A 19,365-nucleotide genomic window follows, 5' to 3' on the forward strand; every position below is an offset into this window, starting at 1 on the left:
CCCGGGTTTGAAGTTCACAGAATGCCTTGGACGAGAGCTCCGCTGCTGCCGTCCATTCCCGTCCAGCTCTGGCCCACGGTCAGCGGCCCGACGGGGTTGCATTTCGGATTGGAGATGCCGGGCAGCGGCGGATCGAAGGTGTGGCAGAGCTGCCCGCCCTTGATCTCCCATGTGCCCTTGTAGTGATAGTCGCCGGCGATCGCGACGCCGTCGAAGGTGTGATCGGCATTGTAGTGCGTGTGCGTGACCGCGCCCTTGGCATCGACCACGATCACCGTATTGCCGTAGTAGTTCGTCATCGGATCGGCGGCGAAGGCCGGTACGCTCGCGGCGAACGCCAGTGCCGCGCCCAAGACGATTGCCCGCATGACGTCGCTCCGTTTTCGGCAGATTAGCGCAAATCCTCACGCGTTATAAGCCAGCCTAAGGCCGGGCGAGCGCCATCGGCACTTCGCCAGCCTTCCGGTCGACGACAGCGTGATGTAGGCCGTCTTCATGTCCTTGCCGCCCCAGCAGATATTGGTGCAGATCAGGTCGGGCAGCGGCGTATGACCGAAGGTCGGCGGCGTGGTGTCGGGCCAGAAGGTCGAGATGCCGCCGGCAAGGATCGTAGCGACGCAGATGCCGCCGTCTTCCTGCACGCCGAGGCTGTCGAAATAGGCGAGGCCCGGATAGGCGCCGACGAAATTGGCCGGCGTGAAGCCGCCGGGGACCGCGGCCACGCCCGGCGCGGTCAGCGGCAAGTCCCACAGCCGGCCCGGAAAGGTTTCGGCGTAGTAGACATGGCGGCCGTCCGGCGACAGACCGACGCCGTTGGGCGAGGTCAGCTCGCGCAGCACGCGCGTGATCTTCGAACCGTCGGCCCGCGCATAGTAGAGCGCGCCGGTCAGCCGGCGCTCGCCGTCATGGCTGGCATAGTCGGTGAACCAGAAGCCGCCGGTCGCGTCGAACACGAGATCGTTCGGCGCCATCAGCCGCTTGCCGTCGCATTCCGTGTAGAGCACCTCGACCTTGCCGGTCGCGATGTCGATGCGCTCGATGCGGCCCCCCTGGTGACCGGGCGGCGTGTGGCCCGGGATCACCAGATCGTTGACCGTGCTGTATTCGAAATTGCCGCCATTGTTGCAGCAATAGAGATGCCCGTCGGGACCGATGGCGAGGCCGTTGGGGCCGCCGCCCGGCGTGGCGATGTTTTGGAGCGTGCCGTCCGGCTTGACCCGCGTGACGCTGCCGGCGGCGATCTCCACCACAATGACCGAGCCGTCGTCCATCGCGACGGGGCCTTCGGGAAATTTCAGACCGCTCGCGAGTTCCTGGAATTCCATGCCCGTCTCCCCGATGTCGTTTTGCCGCGAGGCTAGCGCGCGGCCGGCACCGGCGCAAAGCGCCCGCAGGGGAAGTTACCGGCCGGCGGAAGGCCGCAAGAGCGTCACATAGGAATAGCGCAAGCCCTCTGCCGTCGCGTGTTCCTCGCGCGCGGTTTCGCGCCAGCCTTCGCCGAAGGACGGCAGATGCGCGTCGCCCGGCACCTGCATGTGCACTTCGGTGAGCTCGATGCGCGTGGCGAGCGGCAGCGCAGCGCGATAGATCTCGGTGCCGCCGCCGATGACGATTTCGCTCGGATTCTCGGCACGCGCCCGCGCCAATGCCTCGTCGAGCCCATGCACGACCACGGCGCCGTCGGCGCGATAGGCCCCGTCGCGAGTGATCACGATGTTCGTCCGGCCGGGCAGCGGCCGTTTCGGAAAACTCTCCCAGGTCTTGCGGCCGACGATCATCGGCTTGCCGATCGTCAGCGCCTTGAAGCGTTTCATGTCTTCGGGGATGCGCCACGGAATGCGCCCGGAATCGCCGATCACGCCGTTGTCGGCGCGCGCCAGCACGAAGACGACCGGAATGCTCATCCGCCGCCCAGCTTCGCCAGCGCTTCGCCTTCCAGGCGATAGACCAGCCAGCCGTCGTTGGGCTTCGCGCCGAGGCTGTCGTAGAAGTCGATCGACGGCTTGTTCCAGTCGAGCACCGACCAGTCGACGCGCACCGCGCCGGCCGCCACCGCGGTCCTGGCGAGATGGGCGAGCAGCGCCTTGCCGTGGCCGCGGCCACGATGGGACGGGCGCACATAGATATCTTCGAGATAGATCGCGCGCCTGGCCACGAAGCTCGAATAAATCCAGTACCAGGTGGCGAGCCCCGCCGGCTCGCCGCCATCGAACAGCAGATCGCAATGCAGCAGCGGCGAGTCGCAGAGATAATCGCGCCGGATCACGTCCGGCGTGACGTGGAAGACGTGCATCAGCTTTTCGTATTCGGCGAGCTCGCGCAGCAGCGTGAAGACGATGTCCTCCTCGCCTGCCCGCGCGCGCCTGATCTTGAAGCCCGTCATCCGCCATCCCGCCGAATTTCTGTCACGACACGTTACCACGGGAACCAATGGTGGTATTAAAGGTTTGCAACAAAGGCGGCGCATACCATGCGCGGGCGCGAAGCTTGCGCCGCATCAACGACACTTCCGGCCCGCATCCTAGATTTGAATCGCCCAACGAAGGGATCAATCGATATGAAAAAACTACTTCTCGCCTCGGTCGCGGCGTTCGCCCTGGCCGCAACGCCGGTCCTGGCGCAACGTCATGAAGGTGGCGGCGGTCATCCTGGAGGCGGTGGCGCCGGTGGCGGCGGCGGTGGTCAGCATGGCGGCGGGGGCGGCGGCGGTCAGCATGGCGGCGGAGCAGGCGGCGCCCATGGCGGCAGCGGCGCAAATCCCCTGATCGGCGGCGGCGGCAATCCTGGCGGTGGTGGCAACCCAGGCGGCGGCAACCCAGGCGGCGGCAATGGCGGCGGCGGCCAGCATGGCGGCGGCAATCCGGGTGGCGGCCAGCACGGCGGCGGTCAGCATGGCGGCGGTCGCGGCGGCGGCCACGGCGCAAACCCGGCGAATATCTTTGGTAATGGCGGTCACGGTTTCCGAAACGGCAACAATTTCGGGCACGGCCACAACAACGCATTCAATTCGCTGCGCCGCGCCTTCAACGCGCCGCGCCGTTTCCGGGCCGGCAGCTATCACCGCCCGAGCGGCTATTACTATCGCCGGTGGAATTACGGCGACTACCTGCCGGCGCTGTTCTTCGCGCAGAGCTTTTGGCTGCAGGACTACGACGACTACGACCTGTCCTATCCGCCGCCCGGCACGGTGTGGGTGCGCTATGGCAACGACGCGCTGCTGGTCGACCAGGACAGCGGCGAAGTCATCCAGGTGGTCTACGGGATCTTCTACTGAACCAGTGCCGCCCTCTCCCCTTTCCGGGGAGAGGGCCCTTGGCTACACGGCGATCTCGGCCTTGATCGTCGGATGCGCCCGATAGTTCTCGAGCGTGAAATTTTCGTATTTGAAATCGAACAGATCCGTCACCGCCGGATTGAGGCGCATCGTCGGCAGCGGATAGGGCTTGCGCGTGAGCTGCTCGCGCGCCTGGTCGATGTGGTTCAGATAAAGATGCGCATCGCCCAGCGTGTGCACGAATTCGCCGGGCTTCAGCCCCGTCACCTGCGCGATCATCATCGTCAACAGCGCATAGGATGCGATGTTGAACGGCACGCCCAGGAAAATGTCCGCGGAACGCTGATAGAGCTGGCACGACAGCCTGCCGTTCGCGACATAGAACTGGAACAGGCAATGGCACGGCGGCAAGGCCATCTTCGGCACATCCGCCGGATTCCACGCCGAGACGATGAGCCGGCGCGAGTCCGGATTGGCCTTGATGTCGCGCACGACATTGGCGATCTGGTCGATCGTACCGCCGTCCGGCCCATCCTCGTTATTGTTAGATGGCCAGCTTCGCCACTGATGGCCGTAGACCGGGCCGAGTTCGCCATCCGCGTCCGCCCATTCGTCCCAGATCGTGACCCCGCGTTCCTGCAACCAGCGCACATTGGTGTCGCCGCGCAGGAACCAGAGGAGTTCGAGCACGATGGCTTTCGTGAACAGCTTCTTGGTCGTCAGCAGCGGGAAGCCGGCGCCGAGGTCATAGCGGGCCTGGTGGCCGAACACGGACAGCGTGCCGGTGCCGGTACGGTCGTGCTTCTCCACGCCCGTCTTGAGGACCAGTTCCAGGAGGTCGTGATATTGGCGCATGACGGGTCCGGGCGATTCCGAGACGCCAGTCTAGCGGTCGGCGCACCGACCCGCAGGGTTTTTTCGCTCTCCATAACCGCCTGGAAAATATATGCTTTTCATGCCTTCAATTCTTAACCTGCACTCCCTATATTGAGCGTGCTGGCTTGCCAGCTATGGCGATAAACGGCTTCGTAATAAGCGGCCCGGACCCGGGGGCGGTACCCGGCGCCTCCACCATAAGCCCACTTTTCCAAGTGGTCTTCTGCTGGGGGCGAAACAGGATCGACGGACGTGTAAAGGCAGTTCTTTCGCTCGGTATGGTATCCGCCGTTATCGGGCTACTCGTACAGGTGCCAACGATAATGAAATGGCCCTCGCTGCCTAACTTCGGTTAGCCAAGCGCGGTTCAGGGGGGCACCGGGCAACAGAAGCCCCCCACTTTTACAAATTTCCCTCTTCGTCCTCGCGGGTCGCGAGCGATGTGGTCATCGTTTCGGCCTGCGCGGCCGCTTTTTCCGCTTCGAGCTGCAGGCGCTTCTTGCGCGGCTCCTCGACCAGCGCGACGAGCAGCACCAGCGCGATGGCCTCGCACGCGATCGCCACCCAGAACACCGCGAAATAGCCGAAGCTCGCCGCGATCACGCCGCCGAGCAAGGGGCCGGCGGCGCTCATCACGCTCTCGGCCGTGTTGGAGAAGGCGAGCCGCATCGCCATGTCGTCGCGGTGGCCGAACTCGAAGACGATGTTCTGCGCGCTCATCTGATAGCCGGAATTGCCGGCGCCCAGCCCGAAGAAGGCGATGAAAAGCCACAGGGGCGAACTCACACACATCAGGAGGACGGTCGAGCCGATCCAGAACACCAGCGCGATGATGAAATTGGAGCGAAAGCCGAAACGGTCGGCGAGATAGCCCCAGCCCAGGCTCATCACCGTGTCGGCGCCGAGGAAGGCGAGCGACATCGCGCCGATGGTCTCGCCCGAAAGCCCGATCTTATGCGCGACATAGATGATATAGAAGGGCTGCGCCACGCGGCTGGCGATCGCGAATGTCCGCGCGATCATGAAATAGAGAAAGCCCGGATCGGACCGCAGCATCGGGATCAACTCTCGCATGCGATCAGCCATCGCGGTGCGCGGGCGCACGGTCGGCGGCTCGGGCTCGCGCACCAGGAAGCGGAAGGCGGTGAGGCCGAGGCTGGTCAGGATGAAGGCGAGCGCGAAGGTGGTGGAATAGCCGTTGCCGAGCACATTGCCGCCGACGAGATATTTGCCGGCGAAATAGCTGAGCGCCGCCGCCACGATGCCGCCGGAGAGATTGCGCCAGCCCTGCAGCCGCCCGCGCCGCTCGATCGGGATCATCTTGGCGAGCAGGAACTGGAATGCGACGCCCTGCGGCCCGCTGAACAGGCCCAGCAGGAAGAGGAACACCAGCACGCTCACCAGGAGCGGCGTGCCGCCGAGGAACCATCCCGCCAGCGCAATGCCGAGAATCTGCACCCGCATCATGGTGCCGAGGAACATCGAGACGGGAAGGATCTTCTTGCGGTGCTCGATCTGAGCCGCGCCCACGATGGGCGAGACCACGCCGCCGAGCTGCTGCAGGCTGGCCCCGAGGCTCACGATCAGATCCGAGCCGGAGAGAAAATGCAGATAGGCCGGGATGAAGGTCGGCGCGTTGACGAGCCGAAAGCCCGTCATCCCCAGCATGCCGTGGATGTAGTGGCCGGCATAGTTGCGGCGCAGGTTCCGCCAAACGAACCCTTCGTAGGCGGCTTCGCGCTCCTGCTCGCTCTCGATGCCGGCGTAGATGTCGCTCATTCGGCCGGCGTGTGCTGGATGACGAAGCCGCCGGTCCGCCGGTCCGCATAGGCCACGACCGAGCCGGCGATCACCACGGCGCCGCCGATGCTGATCGCCTCCGTCACGCCGAGGCTGTGCGCCAGGGCGCCGAGCAGGAGCGCGCCCCAGGGGATCATGCCCATGAAGCTCTGCGTGTAGTGCGAGATCACCCGGCCGCGGAAATGCTCATGCGCCACGATCTGGACGATCGTGTTCGTCGTGCCGCCGAGCAGCATCAGGCTGGCCGAGGTCGGCAGCAGAAGCGCGACGGAGAGCCACAGCGAATGCGAATGGGAGAAGCCGATCAGGCCGATCCCGAAGGCGAGCCCCGACAGGATCGGCGCATAGACGAGCTGTTTCTCGGTGATCCGCGACAGCGCGAAGGCGCCGACCAGCGCGCCGGCGCCCACGGCCGACAGCAGCGTACCCTGGGTCGTCGAATCGCCGTGGATCAGGTCGCGCGCCACCGCCGGCATCATCGTCACGAAGGCGGCGCCGAACAGCGACGACACCGCCACCAGCATCAGCGAGACGCGGATTTGCGGGTTCGAGAAACTGTAGCGATAGCCCTCGAACACCTCGCGCAGCGCGTTCTGGTTGATGCGCGGCGGCCGCTCGGCCAGCCGCATCAGCAGAAGGCTCACCAGCACGGCGCCGAACGAGACGGCGTTGAGCGCGAAGCAGATGCCTTCCCCCACGGCGGCGATCAGCAGGCCTGCGACCGTCGGCCCGACGATGCGCGCGCCGTTGAACATCATCGAATTGAGCGAGATGGCGTGGCGCAGATCCTCCCGCCCCACCATGTCGAGCGTCATCGACTGCCGCGACGGGATGTCGAAGGAATTGATCAGCCCCATGGTCAGCGCCAGGCAGATGATCTCCCACACCCGGACATAGCCGCTCAGCGTCAGCACGGCGAGAACCGCCGCCTGGAGCATCGCCGCGCTCTGGGTGATCAGCAGGAATTTCCGCCGGTCGACCCGGTCGGCGACCATGCCGCCGAAGGGCGTCAGGAAGAACACCGGAACGGTCGAGCAGAACGAGGTGACGCCGAGCAGGAGCGGCGAATGCGTCAGGCTGTAGACCAGCCAGGGCTGCGCGGTGTTCTGCATCCACGAGCCCATCAGCGAGACGAACTGGCCGGCGAAGAACAGGCGGTAATTGCGGTGGCGGAAGACGGCGAGCAGGCCGGCGGGCTTTCGGATGTCGGGCGCGATTTCCTGCTCGGCGGGCGGCTCTTCCGGCGGGGTCCCGAGGTTGACATCGGGGTCGCCGCCCGAAGCGGCCTCGTCCCCTTCGGCCGCGCCCTGCGCGCCCCCTGTCCCGATACCCGTCATGGCCGCACGGGAGTTACTCCGCAGAGCCGTCAGGCTCAAGGCTTTATTGGCCAACGCGGCGCCATGGCCCGACGGTCGCTCGTCCAAGGTTCCGTCGACGTAATGATCGCGGGCCGCCGCGCCTTGTCAGGGCGCCGCCCGCCGTGCTGACCTTCGGGCAACCGCTATCCCGAAGGAATATCCATGTCCGGCACCGACGTACTGTTCCGCCCGTTCCAGCTCAAATCGCTGTCGCTTCCCAACCGCATCGTCATGGCGCCGATGACGCGCTCCAAATCGCCGGAGCAGATCCCGAACGATACCGTCGCCGCCTATTACAAGGCCCGCGCTGCCGGCGGCACCGGCCTGATCCTGACCGAGGGCACCGCGCCCGAGCACAAATCGGCCACCAACGACGTGAACGTCCCGCATTTCCACGGCGCCGCGTCCCTCGAAGGCTGGGGCAAGGTGGTCAAAGCGGTGAAATCCGTCGGTGGCCATATCATGCCGCAGCTTTGGCACCTCGGCGTCGTGCGCCATCCCGGCACCGGCCCCTATCCCGAGCAGCCCAGCATGAGTCCCTCCGGCCTCGCCAAGAAGGACAAGAAGGTCGCCGAGCCGATGAGCGACGGCGACGTCGCCGACGTGATCGCCGGCTTCGCCAAATCCGCCACCTACGCCAAGGACCTCGGCTTCGACGGCGTCGAGCTGCACGGCGCGCACGGCTATCTGATCGACCAGTTCTTCTGGGAGGGCACCAACCAGCGCGGCGACAAATACGGCGGCAGCCTCGAGGCCCGCTCCCATTTCGCCGCCGACATCGCGCGCGCCGTGCGCGCCGCGGTGGGACCGGATTTCCCGATCCTGCTGCGCTTCTCGCAATGGAAGCAGCAGGACTTCGCCGCCCGCCTGGCGCACACGCCGGGCGAACTCGAAACCTTCCTCAAGCCGCTGATCGACGCCGGCGTCGACATCTTCCATTGCTCGACGCGCCGCTTCTGGGAGCCGGAATTCGAAGGCTCCGACCTGAACCTCGCCGGCTGGACCAAGAAGCTTTCGGGCAAGCCCACGATCTCGGTCGGTTCGGTCAGCCTCAGCAACGACTTCATCACCGCCTTCCGCCAGGCGGGCGCGGAGATCTCCGGCATCGACCGGCTGATCGAGATGATGGAGCGCGGCGACTTCGACCTCATCGCGGTCGGCCGCGCCCTGATCGTCAACCCCGACTGGGCGAACAAGGTGCGCGTCGGCAAGCTGGACGCGCTCGTGCCCTACAGCCCGGAGGCCCTGGCGACGCTGGTCTAGGCATTCGGCGCGCCGCCGCGATAGACAGCGCATTCGCGAAGCCGTCAAAATTTGCGGCAGGTCGGAGCAGCGGGAGAATTGGGCGTAGGGCATTTCACCTTGACCGCGACGGACATCGCCGTGATCGGCTACGGCTCGGCCGCGCTCGGCGTGCTCATGCTGATCATGCACACGATGATCCCGTTGCGGATCACCGGCGTCGCCCACAATGTGGCGCAGATCTGTTTCGGCCTGCTCACCGGCATCTATCCGATCGTCGTCCAGCACGCGATCCTGCTGCCGATCAATGTGCGCCGGCTCAGCCAGATGACCGGCCTCATCAATCAGGTGAAGCATGCCGCGAACAGCGGCTCGCAGTCCCTGGAATGGCTCAAGCCGTTCATGGATCGCGTCTCGGTGCGCAAAGGGGACGTCCTGTTCCGCAAGGGTGACAAGGCCGACCGCATGTATTATGTCCTGAGCGGACGGCTCGGCGTCGCCGATGTCGGGGTCGAGATCGCGGAAGGCGGGGTCGTGGGCGAGCTCGGCATGCTGTCGCCCGGTCAGACGCGCACGCACACGGTCTCCTGCACCGAGGACGCGAACCTCCTGGTCATGCCGTACAGACGGATCGAGCAGCTCTATTACCAGAACCCGACCTTCGGATTCTATTTTCTCAAACTGTCGAGCGCGCGCCTGTTCGAGAACATCGCCCAGCTCGAACGCCATCTCGCCGAGAGCAACCGGGAAATCGACCGGCTCCGCGCGCAGCGGGCGGCCTGAATCGGGCCGGCGTCAGCCTTCCGCCGCAAGCCGCGCCTCGGCGGCGGCGATCATGGCCTGGAAGCGGGGATCGTCGCGCAGCGAATCGAAGTCCGGATCGGCCTTGGCGTGGTTCAGGAAATCGATCGACATCGTCGCCAGTACCGGTCCGAGAAGCTCCAGCGCGCGATCCTTGTCCCCCATCTGGGCCGCCATGTCGCAGGCGAAGTTGTAGCGCATGTTCATGTTGTCGGGATCGATGAGAAGGCCGCGGGCCATCCATTCCTTGGCGCGCTCGGCCTCGCCCAGCACCATCAGCGCCGAGACGCCGAGCCCGATCGCGGCGCCGTTGTTGCGGTCGAGCGCGATGACCTTTTCGACCCGGGCCAGGGTCATCTCCGCGGCGCGGCGCTGGCCCTTGGCGTCGCCGGTCGCGGTGTAGCAGGTGATCAGCATGGCCGACGAACTGAAATCCGCTTCCAAAATGGCGGCGGACTTCTCGAAATGGGCGATAGCGTCGACGATCCGGCGCCGGCGGAAATGCGAATAGGCCGCCGCGCGGTTGACCTCGTGCGAGTCCGGATCCATGCGCAGCGCGGTCGCCAGCTCGGCCAGCGCCTCGTCATGGCGCCCGCTCTCGTGCAGCAGCAGGGCCAGGACGGCGTGCGCCTCGGCCAGGTTGGCGTCGAGCGCCAGCGCTCGTTCGACCGAGGCCTGGCCGCCATCGCCGTCCCTGGCGAACTGGTAGCGCAGCGAGTTCTGCGCCATGGCCAGCAGCGCCCAGGCGCGCGCATAGGACGGATCGATCTCGGTCGCGCGCGTGCAGAGGCGGATGACCGTCTCGTCCCGCCGCACGTCGCCGAAATTGCCGGTGGTGAAGTTCTGCCGTGCCATCAGATAGAGATTGTAGGCCTCGACATTCTCGGTGCCGCGGCGCTCGATCGCCTTCTTCTCCTCGGGCAGCAGCACGAGCCTGAGGGCACCGACGATGGCTTGGCTGATCTCGTCCTGCAGCGCGAAGATGTCGTCGAGATTGCGGTCGTAGCGTTCCGCCCAGACATGGTCGCCCGCGGCCCCGTCGATGAGCTGCGCGGTGATGCGCACCCGCCCGCCCGATTTGCGGACGCTGCCTTCCAGCACATGGCTGACGGAGAGCTCGCGCGCGACCTGCGGGATCTTCAGGCTCTTGCCCTTGAAGGTGAAGGCGGTGTTGCGCGCCACCACCGACAAGGCCGAGACCTTGGAGAGATCGGTGATGATGTCTTCGCTGATGCCGTCGCTGAAATACTCCTGCTCCGTGTCGCCGCTCATGTTCGAGAAGGGCAGGACGCAGATGGAGAGCTTGTGCGCCGGTTCGGGCTTCGGCCGCTCCGCCTCGTCCGTCGCGCGCGCCGGGCGGACCGAGAACACGTGCACCGGCGTCTCGATGTTCTTGACCGTGTGCTCCCCAAGGTCGTCGAACGTGCAGGAGATCTTGCCCCTGGCGTTGTCGTGCACGGTGCGCGAGACGGCGACGCCGCCGACGGGCGCCAGCGCCTGGAGCCGGGCCGCGACATTGACCCCGTCGCCATAGATATCGTCGTCCTCGACGATCACCTCGCCCAGATTGATGCCGATGCGGTAGCGGATGCGGCTGGCGCCGGCGGCCTTCTCGGTCGCGGCCTGGATCGCGAGCGCGCATTCGACGGCCGAGATGACGCTGGGAAATTCCGCCAGCGCGCCGTCGCCGATCAGCTTGAAGATGCGGCCGCCATGGATCGCGACCTGGGGATCGAAAATCCGCGTCCGGTTGGCCTTCAGCCGCTCCAGCGTCCCGGTCTCGTCGGCTTCCATCAATCCGCTATAGCCGACCACGTCGGCGGACAGGATGGCGGTGAGCTTGCGCTGCATCAGCCGGATCCCGTTTCGCCGTCCGCCGCCACCCGCGCTTCCGCCGCCGCCAGCATGGCCTTGAAACGCGGATCGTCCCGGATGCGGTCGAGGTCCGGATCGACTTTGGCGTGCTTGAGGAAGCCGACGTTCCACCGGGCGAAGACGGGTCCCAGCATGTCGAGCGCGGCGTCGAAATCCTGCAATTGCGTCACCAGCGTGCAGGCAAAATTATAGCGCATGTTCATGTTGTCGGGATCGATCAGCAGCGCGCGGGTGATCCAGTCGCTCGCCCGTTCCTTCTCGCCCAGGGCCGCGAGCGCGTCGGCGCCGCTGGCCACGGCCGCGCCGTTGTTCTGGTCCTGCGTCAGGGTCTTTTCCGCGCGCGCCAGCGCAACCCGCGCGACGCGCACCATGTCGCCGGTATTCCCCAGTGCCCGATAACAGGTCATCAGCATCAGCGGCGAATTGAAGTCCGTTTCCATCAGCGCCGTGGCTTTCTCGAAATAGCGGGCGGCGTCCTCGACGGCGCGCTGCCGGAAGCTCAATCGCGCCGCCGATTTGTTGACCTCGTAGGACTCCGGGTCCAGCTTCAGGGCCACGGCGATTTCGGCGCAGGCCTCGTCCGTGCGGCCCTGGTCGGACAGGATTCGCGCCTTGATCGCGTGGGCTTCCGCCAGATTGGCGTCCAGCGCCAGCGCGCGTTCCACCGCGGTCAGGCCGTCGTCGGTTTTGACGCCATGGGTGAAGTACAAAATCATCTGCCCCAGCGCCATCAGCGCCCAGCCTTGCGCGTAGTTCGGATCGATTTCGGTGGCCCGCCGGCACAGCCGCACGATGGCCTCCGCGCGGTTCGAATAGCCCTCGTTTCCGATCACGTAATTCTGCCGCGCCATCAGATAGAGATTATAGGCCTCGGCATTGGTGGTGCCGCGCCGCTCGATGGCCTTCTTCTCCTCCGGAAGAAGCTTCAGCCTGAGCGCCTTGACGATGGCCTCGGAGATCTCGTCCTGCAGCGCGAAGATGTCGCTGAGATCGCGGTCGTAGCGCTCGGCCCAGACATGCTCGCCGGTGGCGCCGTCGATCAGCTGCGCGGTGATGCGCAGGCGGCTGCCCGCCTTGCGCACGCTGCCTTCGAGGATGTGGCTGACCTTCAGCTGTCGCGCGATCTGCGGAATGTCGACGCTCTTGCCCTTGAACTGGAACGCGGTGTTGCGGGCGATGACGCCCAGCGCCGAGACCTTGCTCAGATCGGTGATGATGTCTTCGCTGATGCCGTCGCTGAAATATTCCTGCTGCGGATCGTCGCTCATATTGGCGAACGGCAGCACGCAGATCGACAGCTTTTGCGACGCCTCGGCGGCCGGCGGAACGGCCTCTGGCGGCGCGGCGGCGCGAACCGAGAATGCCTGGACCGGGCGCTCGTGATTCTTCACCTGGTGTTCGCCCATGTCCTCGAAGGCGCAGGCGAGCTTGCCTTCGATATTGTCGCGCACGGTCCTCGACACGGCGATGCCGCCGACCGGCGCCAGCGCCTGCAACCGCGCGGCGACATTGACGCCCTCGCCATAGATGTCGTCCCCCTCGACGATCACCTCGCCCAGATTGATCCCGATGCGATAGCGGATGCGGCTGGCGCCGGCGGCCTTCTCGGTCGCGGCCTGGATCGCGAGCGCGCATTCGGCCGCGGCGATGACGCTGGGGAATTCCGCCAGAGCCCCGTCGCCGATCAGCTTGAAGACCCGCCCGCCATGGATGGCGACCTGAGGGTCGAAGATGCGGGCCCGGTTGGCCTTCAGCCGTTCCAGCGTGCCGGCCTCGTCGGCCTGCATCAGGCCGCTATAGCCGACCACGTCGGCGGACAGAATCGCGGTCAATTTTCGTTGCATCGAAAACGGGCGGCCGTGGTGAACCCGGAGATACCCTAACGGCTCGGCCGGGCGCCGTCAGCCCCGCACGATGTCACCGTCTCGACAGCACCATCTTCAGCCCGAATTGCGGCCGGAGCGTCAGCCGCGCCAGCGGCACCACGGGATGGCCGGGCACGAGGTCCAGCTTGAACCGCTTGAGGATCTGGCCCAGCACGATCATCGCCTCCTGCATCGCGAAGCCCATGCCGATGCAGATGCGCGGCCCGGCGCCGAACGGGATATAGGCGAAGCGGGGAATGACCTCGCGCCGGCCCGGCGCGAAACGGTCGGGATCGAAATAATCGGGCGCCTCCCACAGCGTGCGATGGCGCTGGATCAGCCAGGGCGAGATCAGGACCGAGGTGCCGCCGCGGATATCGATCGGCCCGATCCGGTCCGGCCCGATGGAATCGCGGCTGATGAAGGGCGCCGGCGGATAGAGGCGGAGCGACTCCTCCAGCACCTGGCGCGTATAGGGCATGCGGGCCGGATCGCCGTCCGCCGCGCGCACCTCCGCCGCCACCCGCGCCTCGATGCCGGGAAATTGCGACAGCAGATAGAGCGTCCAGGCAAGCGCGTTGGCGGTCGTCTCATGGCCCGCGAAAATGAAGGTCATCGCATTGTCGTAGACCTCGGCCTCGCCGAACAGCGCGCCGCCTTCGGGATCGCGGGTGGTCAGCAGCAGGGTGAGCAGGTCCTTCGGCGCGGCGGCCGGATCGCGCGCGATCTGTTCCTTGCGCCGGGCGATCAGGGCGCCGATCTCGCGGCGGAAGAAGCGCACCGCGGCGCGGGCCTTCAGCCTTTTGGGCGTCGGCGCCCAGGCCGGCACGCCCAGCGTGGTCAGAAGGTCGATCCGTCCCAGCGTGTCGATATAGGTGACGAAGTGCCCGGCCAGCGCCGCATAGTCGATCCGCACGTCGTCGGAGAACATCGTGTGGGTGATAATGGCGTAGGTGATCCGCATCATCTCCTCGGCCGCGTCGATCGTGGCGCCGGGCGCCAGATCGTCCCAGCGCTTCAGCGCCGCCTCGGTCACTGTCGCCATGGGCGCCGCGAAATCGGCGACATGGCGCATGGAAAAGGTCGGCGCGGTGGTTCGGCGCTGGAATTTCCAGCTTTCGCCATCGGCGTTGAACAGGCCGTTGCCCAGCGCCGGCCCCGTCGTGCGCTGCACCTGCCGGCTCTTTTTGTAATTCGCGACATTGTCGAGCAGGACATGCTTCACGCCGTCCGGATCGTTGAGCAGCAGGAAGTCCTGGATCCAGTTTCGGTCATAGACGTAAGGCACGCGATAGGCGCGTTCGCCCCAGGCCGCCACCGCGTTGCGCCCGATCTCCCGCACCGCCTGGATGCGGCTGATCACGCGATCCTTGGGAATCGGCGCCGCCGGCCTCAATGCTGATTCTCGCGGTTCCGCCAGCGCCTCGCTCATGGCGGGACACTAGCATCGCCTTCTACGCCTTACACCTTCGCTCTTCGCATTGACTTAGGAATGGGCGCGCTTAGTCTCCCGTCTTCAGCACCGGACCCGCGCATGGCAAAGGACTTCATCGGCTATCAGGCATTGACCGACGCGGCGCTGCGCGGCGTCGTGCGCGATGCCTTGCGCCGGATCGAGAAGCAGGGGCTGATTGGCTCGCACCATTTCTACCTGACCTTCAAGACGAAATTTCCCGGCGTCGACATTCCCGATTTCCTGCGCGAGCAATATCCCGACGAGATGACCATCATCCTCCAGCACCAGTTCTGGGGCCTGAAGGTCACCGAGGACCGCTTCGAGGTCACGCTCACCTTCAAGAAGCTGCCGGCGACGCTCGTCATCCCGTTTCCTGCGCTTACCGCCTTCTTCGATCCGGGCGTGCAGTTCGGCCTGCAGTTCCGCGGCCAGGAGGGCGACGCCAAGGGCGCGTCCTCGCCCACCATGCTGCCGCAGCCCGCCGTGGAGCAGAACCGCGAGAAAACCTCCGAGCCCGCGAAAGCCGCCGAGCCGGCCGACAAACCCGCCGCGCCCGGCGAAGTGGTGAGTTTGGATTCGTTTCGGAAGAAGTAACTCCGCCCTGCGCACGGAAAAATTGGATTGCAATCATTGCAATCAATGAGTACATTGCTTGCATGGCAAGCATCACCGTCCGGAATCTCGACGACCGCGTGAAACAGCGGCTGCGCATGCGCGCTGCCGGCAATGGTCACTCACTCGAAGCCGAAGTTCGCGACATCCTTACCAGAAGTGTGCAAGCACCCTCCGCGCCTCATCCGACGAGAGGGCTCGATCTCTTCAAGCCTATCCGAGACGTCGTCGAAGAATATGGCGGTGTTGATCTGGATATCCCGCCGAGAACCGCCATGAGAGAAATCGAATTGGACGGCGTCTCGTCCCCGAAGCGGGCGCACCGCTCGAAGAACACGGACACCGCGAAGAAGAGTGATACGAGTGTTGACGCCTTGCGCAACACCTACGGCGATGCGGTTGCGGCAGGCGTGCGCGGGGACACGAAATTCGAGAACCTGGTGCGCGACGTCGCGTCGGATTTCCGTCGGACACCCGACGCGGAGCGGTCCACGCGTCGAAGAAAATGATCATTCTGGACACCAATGTGATTTCGGAATTCGCAAAGCCGTTGACGTCCGAGCGCGTCGCCGGGTGGCTACGAGCGCAAAGCTCCATGGAGCTTTCGACGACGACAATCACCGAAGCGGAGCTTTTTGCCGGCGTTGCCGCCCTGCCCGAGGGCAAGCGTCGGACCAGCATGGCGCGGGCCTATGGTGAAATTTTAGATTCGCTCGGCAATCGGATATTTTTGTTCGATCGACAAGCGGCAAGAGAGTTTTCGCTGGTTGTTACGCTGCGGCGCCAGGCGGGCTTGAAGACCGCCACTGCCGACGGCCAGATTGCGGCCATTGCACGCCTGCATGGGGCTGCCGTGGCAACGAGGAACGTCGACGACTTCGGGGCCTGCGGCGTACAAGTCATCAACCCTTGGATCGACGGACCATGACCAAACCCACCCGCACCGAAACCGACACTTTCGGACCCGTCGAGGTCGATGCCTCGAAATACTGGGGCGCGCAGGCCGAGCGCTCGCTGCACAATTTCAAGATCGGCTGGGAGAAGCAGCCCGCCGCCATCGTGCGCGCGCTGGGCGTCGTCAAGCGCGCCGCGGCGGAGACCAACATGGCGCTCGGCCATCTCGACCCCAAGCTCGGCGAGACCATCGTCAAGGCGGCGCAGGAGGTGATCGAGGGCAAGCTCGACGCGCATTTCCCGCTCTCCGTCTGGCAGACCGGCTCGGGCACCCAGTCCAACATGAACGCCAACGAGGTGATCTCCAACCGCGCGATCCAGATGCTGGGCGGCGAGATGGGCTCCAAGAAGCCGGTCCATCCCAACGACCACGTCAATATGAGCCAGTCGTCGAACGACACCTATCCGACGGCCATGCACATCGCCTGCGCGGAGGAGATCCACCACGCCCTGCTGCCCGCCCTGCGCACGCTGCGCAACGCGCTGAACGACAAGGCGCAGGCCTGGAAAGCGATCATCAAGATCGGCCGCACGCACACGCAGGACGCTACGCCGCTCACCCTGGGCCAGGAATTCTCCGGCTACACCCAGCAGGTCGAGAACGGCATCGCGCGCATCGAATCGACGCTGCCGCTGCTGATGCAGCTCGCCCAGGGCGGCACCGCCGTCGGCACCGGCCTCAACGCGCCCGTGGGTTTCGACACGATGGTGGCCGACCGCATCGCCGCCATCACCGGGCTTGCCTTCACCTCCGCGCCCAACAAGTTCGAGGCGCTGGCGGCGCATGACGCCATGGTGTTCAGCCATGGCGCGATCAACACGGTCGCGGCGTCGCTGTTCAAGATCGCCAACGACATCCGCCTTTTGGGAAGCGGCCCGCGCTCCGGCCTCGGCGAGCTGGCGCTGCCGGAGAACGAGCCCGGCTCCTCCATCATGCCCGGCAAGGTCAACCCGACGCAGTGCGAGGCGTTGACCCAGGTCTGCACCCGCATCTTCGGCAACCACGCGACCATCACCTTCGCCGACAGCCAGGGCCATTTCGAGCTCAACGTCTACAACCCCGTCATGGCCTACAGCTTCCTGCAGAGCGTGCGGCTGATGGCCGACGCGGCGAACTCCTTCACCAAGCACTGCGTCGTCGGCATCGAGCCCAGGCTCGACAATATCCGCCACGGGCTGGAGCGCTCGCTGATGCTGGTGACGGCGCTGGCGCCCAAGATCGGCTACGACGCGGCGGCCAAGATCGCCAAGACCGCGCACAAGAACGGCACGACGCTGAAGGAAGAGGCCCTCAAGACCGGCCTCGTCACGGCCGAGGAATTCGATGCGATCGTGCGGCCGGAAGACATGATCGGGCCGAAATAGACTTGACCTCCCCCTTGTGGCAGGGGAATCGCATATGGGTGCCATGCCACGTCCCTCTTTCGTCCTCGAACAGAACAACGCCACGGGCACCGTCTCCTATTGGGAGGCCGGGGAGAACCAGAGCGTCGCGGACGCCGCCGGCGTCAGCCTCGCCGACTACGTCCACGCGATGTACTTCTTCATCCGCAAGGCCGGGGCGCGGCGGGTGCTGATGATCGGCTGCGGCGGCGGCACGCTCGCCACCATGCTCCATCGCACCGGCGCGGAGGTGACCGTGGTCGATGTCAGCGCCCGCGCCTTCGAGATCGCGCGGCGCTATTTCGCGCTGCCCGCCGCCATCGCCTGCCATGTCGCCGACGGCCGCGCTTTCCTCGCGCGCAGCCCGGTCCGCTACGATGCCATCGCGCTCGACGCCTATGACGGCGACACGATCCCGCGGCAGTTCCTTAAGCCCGATTTCTTCGCGCTGGCCAGATCGCGGCTGCGCCCGCGCGGCATCTTCGCGATGAACATCATCGTCGCGGACGACCGCGACCGCACGCCAGACCGCATCGGCCGCGCCGCGCAGCGAAGCTTCCGCCATGTCCGCCTGCTCGACAGCGACGGCTGGATCGACCGCAACGCGGTGCTGATCGCCGGCGCGGTTGCGGGCCTGACGCGGCCGCGCCTTCTGCTGAAGCCGAAGCGCCGCGCCCGCCGGCTTGCCCGCGAGATTCGGGACCTGGACTTCCGGCCCCTGCGGGACTAGAGGCCGCGATGCCTTTGAAAAAACGCTCCTTCTCGCTCGCCGGCCACCGCACTTCGGTGGCGCTGGAGGCCGAGTTCTGGGCGGTGCTGGAGGTTGAGGCGAAGCGGACCGGCCCGAGCCTCGCGGCCCTCGTCGCCCGCATCGATGCGGCAAGGGGCGGGCGGCCCCTCGCAAGCGCCCTGCGACTGCACGCGCTTGCCGCGGTCCGGGACGGTGGCTAGCGTTCGCTGCTGACAGGCCCGTGCCGGCCGAAGGATTATAGAGAGCGCTGTCATGCGCTTGTCGCAAATTGGCAATCATTCTAGCCTCCGCAGACGAAAGGCTCCTCTTCGATGATCACTCTGTTTCATGCTCCGCGCTCGCGTTCCTCGCGCATCATCTGGCTGCTGGAGGAACTGGGGGTCGACTACAAGATCGAGCTGGTGCCGATCGCGCGCGCCGACGGCTCGGGCGCGCCGGCGCCGGACACCTATCGCGAGGTGAATCCGTTCAAGAAGGTGCCGACACTCAAGATCTTCGGCGAAGTGGTCTACGAATCCGGCGCCATCTGCCTGTACATGACCGACAGCCATCAGAAGCATAAGATCGGCCCCTTGCCGGGCGAGAACACCCGCGCGGAATATGTCCGCTGGCTGTTCCTCTATGCCGGCGTGCTGGAGCCCGCCGCCACGGCGCGCTTCCAGGGCTGGGACAAGGAAAAGCCCACCGGCTTCGGCGCGTTGGAGGACCTCGAGGCGCTGGTCTCCGCGCAGCTCGAAACCACGCCCTATCTGCTGGGCGACGAGTTCTCCGCCGCCGACATCCTGTACGGCTCTGCTCTCCAATATTTCAAAGGCACGCTGTTTCCGGCGCGCAAGCATTACGACGACTATGTCGCCCGCGTCACGGCGCGTCCCGCCTATCTGCGCGCCCAGGCGAAGGACAACGGATAGCGGCAATGGCGGCGGAAATCGTCAATCTCCGCCGCGCCCGCAAGGCCAAGGCGCGCGACGCCAAGGCCGCCGAGGCCGACGCCAACCGGACGAAGCACGGCATCGCCAAGCCGGTCCGCGACCTCGCCAAGGCCCGCGCAGAGAAGGACAAGCGCGCGGCGGACGCGCACAAGCTGGACAAGGAATAGCAAAACTGTCATCCCCGGC

General features: G+C 65.8%; 21 protein-coding genes and 1 other RNA gene. 12 read left to right on the top strand and 10 right to left on the bottom strand.

The window, feature by feature from the left end; all coding sequences use genetic code 11:
- Nucleotides 1-14: 14 nt before the first annotated feature.
- The 4 genes from WDN01_12455 to WDN01_12470 all read right to left on the bottom strand — a co-directional run bounded on the left by WDN01_12455 (nucleotide 15) and on the right by WDN01_12470 (nucleotide 2,383).
- Nucleotides 15-368, bottom strand: a complete 354-nt coding sequence (locus tag WDN01_12455; GenBank protein MEJ0026831.1) for a hypothetical protein — start codon at nucleotides 366-368, stop codon at nucleotides 15-17.
- Between the two features lie 36 nt (nucleotides 369-404).
- Complete coding sequence (locus WDN01_12460) at nucleotides 405-1,325, bottom strand: SMP-30/gluconolactonase/LRE family protein (protein MEJ0026832.1); 921 nt, start codon at nucleotides 1,323-1,325, stop codon at nucleotides 405-407.
- 75 nt (nucleotides 1,326-1,400) lie between these two features.
- Nucleotides 1,401-1,904, bottom strand: a complete 504-nt coding sequence (locus WDN01_12465; GenBank protein ID MEJ0026833.1) for a dihydrofolate reductase — start codon at nucleotides 1,902-1,904, stop codon at nucleotides 1,401-1,403.
- Nucleotides 1,901-2,383 carry a GNAT family N-acetyltransferase gene (locus WDN01_12470; protein ID MEJ0026834.1) on the bottom strand — a complete coding sequence of 161 codons (483 nt, stop codon included), beginning with the start codon at nucleotides 2,381-2,383 and terminating at the stop codon, nucleotides 1,901-1,903. Before WDN01_12470 ends, WDN01_12465 begins: the two co-directional genes overlap by 4 nt.
- 174 nt (nucleotides 2,384-2,557) lie before the next feature.
- Here WDN01_12470 and WDN01_12475 point away from each other — a divergent pair, with 174 nt between their 5' ends.
- A complete protein-coding gene (locus tag WDN01_12475) occupies nucleotides 2,558-3,274 on the top strand; it encodes an RcnB family protein (GenBank protein ID MEJ0026835.1) in 717 nt (238 codons plus the stop codon).
- Between the two features lie 42 nt (nucleotides 3,275-3,316).
- Here the strand turns inward: WDN01_12475 and WDN01_12480 are convergent, their stop codons facing one another.
- Entirely contained in the window at nucleotides 3,317-4,129 is an 813-nt protein-coding gene (locus WDN01_12480) for a thymidylate synthase (protein ID MEJ0026836.1), read from the bottom strand.
- 101 nt (nucleotides 4,130-4,230) lie between these two features.
- Here WDN01_12480 and ssrA point away from each other — a divergent pair.
- Nucleotides 4,231-4,551: a transfer-messenger RNA gene (ssrA, locus tag WDN01_12485) on the top strand.
- Between the two features lies 1 nt (nucleotide 4,552).
- On the opposite strand, the gene WDN01_12490 is transcribed toward ssrA, so the two are convergent.
- Together WDN01_12490 and WDN01_12495 are read right to left on the bottom strand one after the other, a co-directional pair.
- Nucleotides 4,553-5,929, bottom strand: a complete 1,377-nt coding sequence (locus WDN01_12490) for an MFS transporter (GenBank protein ID MEJ0026837.1) — start codon at nucleotides 5,927-5,929, stop codon at nucleotides 4,553-4,555.
- Entirely contained in the window at nucleotides 5,926-7,287 is a 1,362-nt protein-coding gene (locus WDN01_12495) for an MFS transporter (protein ID MEJ0026838.1), read from the bottom strand. The genes WDN01_12490 and WDN01_12495 overlap by 4 nt, the downstream gene beginning before the upstream one ends.
- A gap of 183 nt (nucleotides 7,288-7,470) precedes the next feature.
- Between WDN01_12495 and WDN01_12500 the strand changes: the two genes are divergently transcribed.
- Both WDN01_12500 and WDN01_12505 read left to right on the top strand, forming a co-directional pair.
- A complete protein-coding gene (locus WDN01_12500) occupies nucleotides 7,471-8,571 on the top strand; it encodes an NADH:flavin oxidoreductase (protein ID MEJ0026839.1) in 1,101 nt (366 codons plus the stop codon).
- Nucleotides 8,572-8,670: 99 nt separating this feature from the next.
- Entirely contained in the window at nucleotides 8,671-9,333 is a 663-nt protein-coding gene (locus WDN01_12505; GenBank protein ID MEJ0026840.1) for a cyclic nucleotide-binding domain-containing protein, read from the top strand.
- Nucleotides 9,334-9,345: 12 nt separating this feature from the next.
- On the opposite strand, the gene WDN01_12510 is transcribed toward WDN01_12505, so the two are convergent.
- The 3 genes from WDN01_12510 to WDN01_12520 form a co-directional block, all read right to left on the bottom strand.
- Complete coding sequence (locus WDN01_12510) at nucleotides 9,346-11,202, bottom strand: adenylate/guanylate cyclase domain-containing protein (GenBank protein MEJ0026841.1); 1,857 nt, start codon at nucleotides 11,200-11,202, stop codon at nucleotides 9,346-9,348.
- Nucleotides 11,202-13,058, bottom strand: coding sequence for an adenylate/guanylate cyclase domain-containing protein (locus WDN01_12515; GenBank protein ID MEJ0026842.1), 1,857 nt, complete (start codon nucleotides 13,056-13,058; stop codon nucleotides 11,202-11,204). Before WDN01_12515 ends, WDN01_12510 begins: the two co-directional genes overlap by 1 nt.
- Before the next feature lie 85 nt (nucleotides 13,059-13,143).
- Nucleotides 13,144-14,454, bottom strand: coding sequence for a cytochrome P450 (locus tag WDN01_12520; protein ID MEJ0026843.1), 1,311 nt, complete (start codon nucleotides 14,452-14,454; stop codon nucleotides 13,144-13,146).
- A gap of 171 nt (nucleotides 14,455-14,625) precedes the next feature.
- Between WDN01_12520 and WDN01_12525 the strand changes: the two genes are divergently transcribed.
- The 8 genes from WDN01_12525 to WDN01_12560 all read left to right on the top strand — a co-directional run bounded on the left by WDN01_12525 (nucleotide 14,626) and on the right by WDN01_12560 (nucleotide 19,346).
- Nucleotides 14,626-15,141, top strand: a complete 516-nt coding sequence (locus WDN01_12525; protein ID MEJ0026844.1) for a ClpXP protease specificity-enhancing factor SspB — start codon at nucleotides 14,626-14,628, stop codon at nucleotides 15,139-15,141.
- A 62-nt stretch (nucleotides 15,142-15,203) separates the two neighbouring features.
- Nucleotides 15,204-15,668 (top strand): hypothetical protein, encoded by a 465-nt coding sequence (locus WDN01_12530; protein MEJ0026845.1) that lies wholly within the window; start codon nucleotides 15,204-15,206, stop codon nucleotides 15,666-15,668.
- Nucleotides 15,665-16,087 (top strand): type II toxin-antitoxin system VapC family toxin, encoded by a 423-nt coding sequence (locus WDN01_12535; GenBank protein ID MEJ0026846.1) that lies wholly within the window; start codon nucleotides 15,665-15,667, stop codon nucleotides 16,085-16,087. The genes WDN01_12530 and WDN01_12535 overlap by 4 nt, the downstream gene beginning before the upstream one ends.
- Complete coding sequence (gene fumC, locus WDN01_12540; protein ID MEJ0026847.1) at nucleotides 16,084-17,478, top strand: class II fumarate hydratase; 1,395 nt, start codon at nucleotides 16,084-16,086, stop codon at nucleotides 17,476-17,478. Before WDN01_12535 ends, fumC begins: the two co-directional genes overlap by 4 nt.
- 34 nt (nucleotides 17,479-17,512) lie before the next feature.
- A complete protein-coding gene (locus WDN01_12545) occupies nucleotides 17,513-18,226 on the top strand; it encodes a fused MFS/spermidine synthase (GenBank protein ID MEJ0026848.1) in 714 nt (237 codons plus the stop codon).
- An 8-nt stretch (nucleotides 18,227-18,234) separates the two neighbouring features.
- The gene (locus tag WDN01_12550) at nucleotides 18,235-18,447 is read left to right on the top strand and encodes a ribbon-helix-helix domain-containing protein (protein ID MEJ0026849.1); all 213 of its coding nucleotides are present in this window, start codon (nucleotides 18,235-18,237) and stop codon (nucleotides 18,445-18,447) included.
- Nucleotides 18,448-18,558: 111 nt separating this feature from the next.
- On the top strand, nucleotides 18,559-19,158 hold the full coding sequence (locus tag WDN01_12555) for a glutathione S-transferase family protein (GenBank protein ID MEJ0026850.1): 600 nt from the start codon (nucleotides 18,559-18,561) through the stop codon (nucleotides 19,156-19,158).
- 5 nt (nucleotides 19,159-19,163) lie between these two features.
- Nucleotides 19,164-19,346 (top strand): DUF4169 family protein, encoded by a 183-nt coding sequence (locus tag WDN01_12560; protein MEJ0026851.1) that lies wholly within the window; start codon nucleotides 19,164-19,166, stop codon nucleotides 19,344-19,346.
- Nucleotides 19,347-19,365: the final 19 nt, after the last annotated feature.

Source organism: Rhizomicrobium sp. (assembly GCA_037200985.1).
Lineage (GTDB): Bacteria > Pseudomonadota > Alphaproteobacteria > Micropepsales > Micropepsaceae > Rhizomicrobium.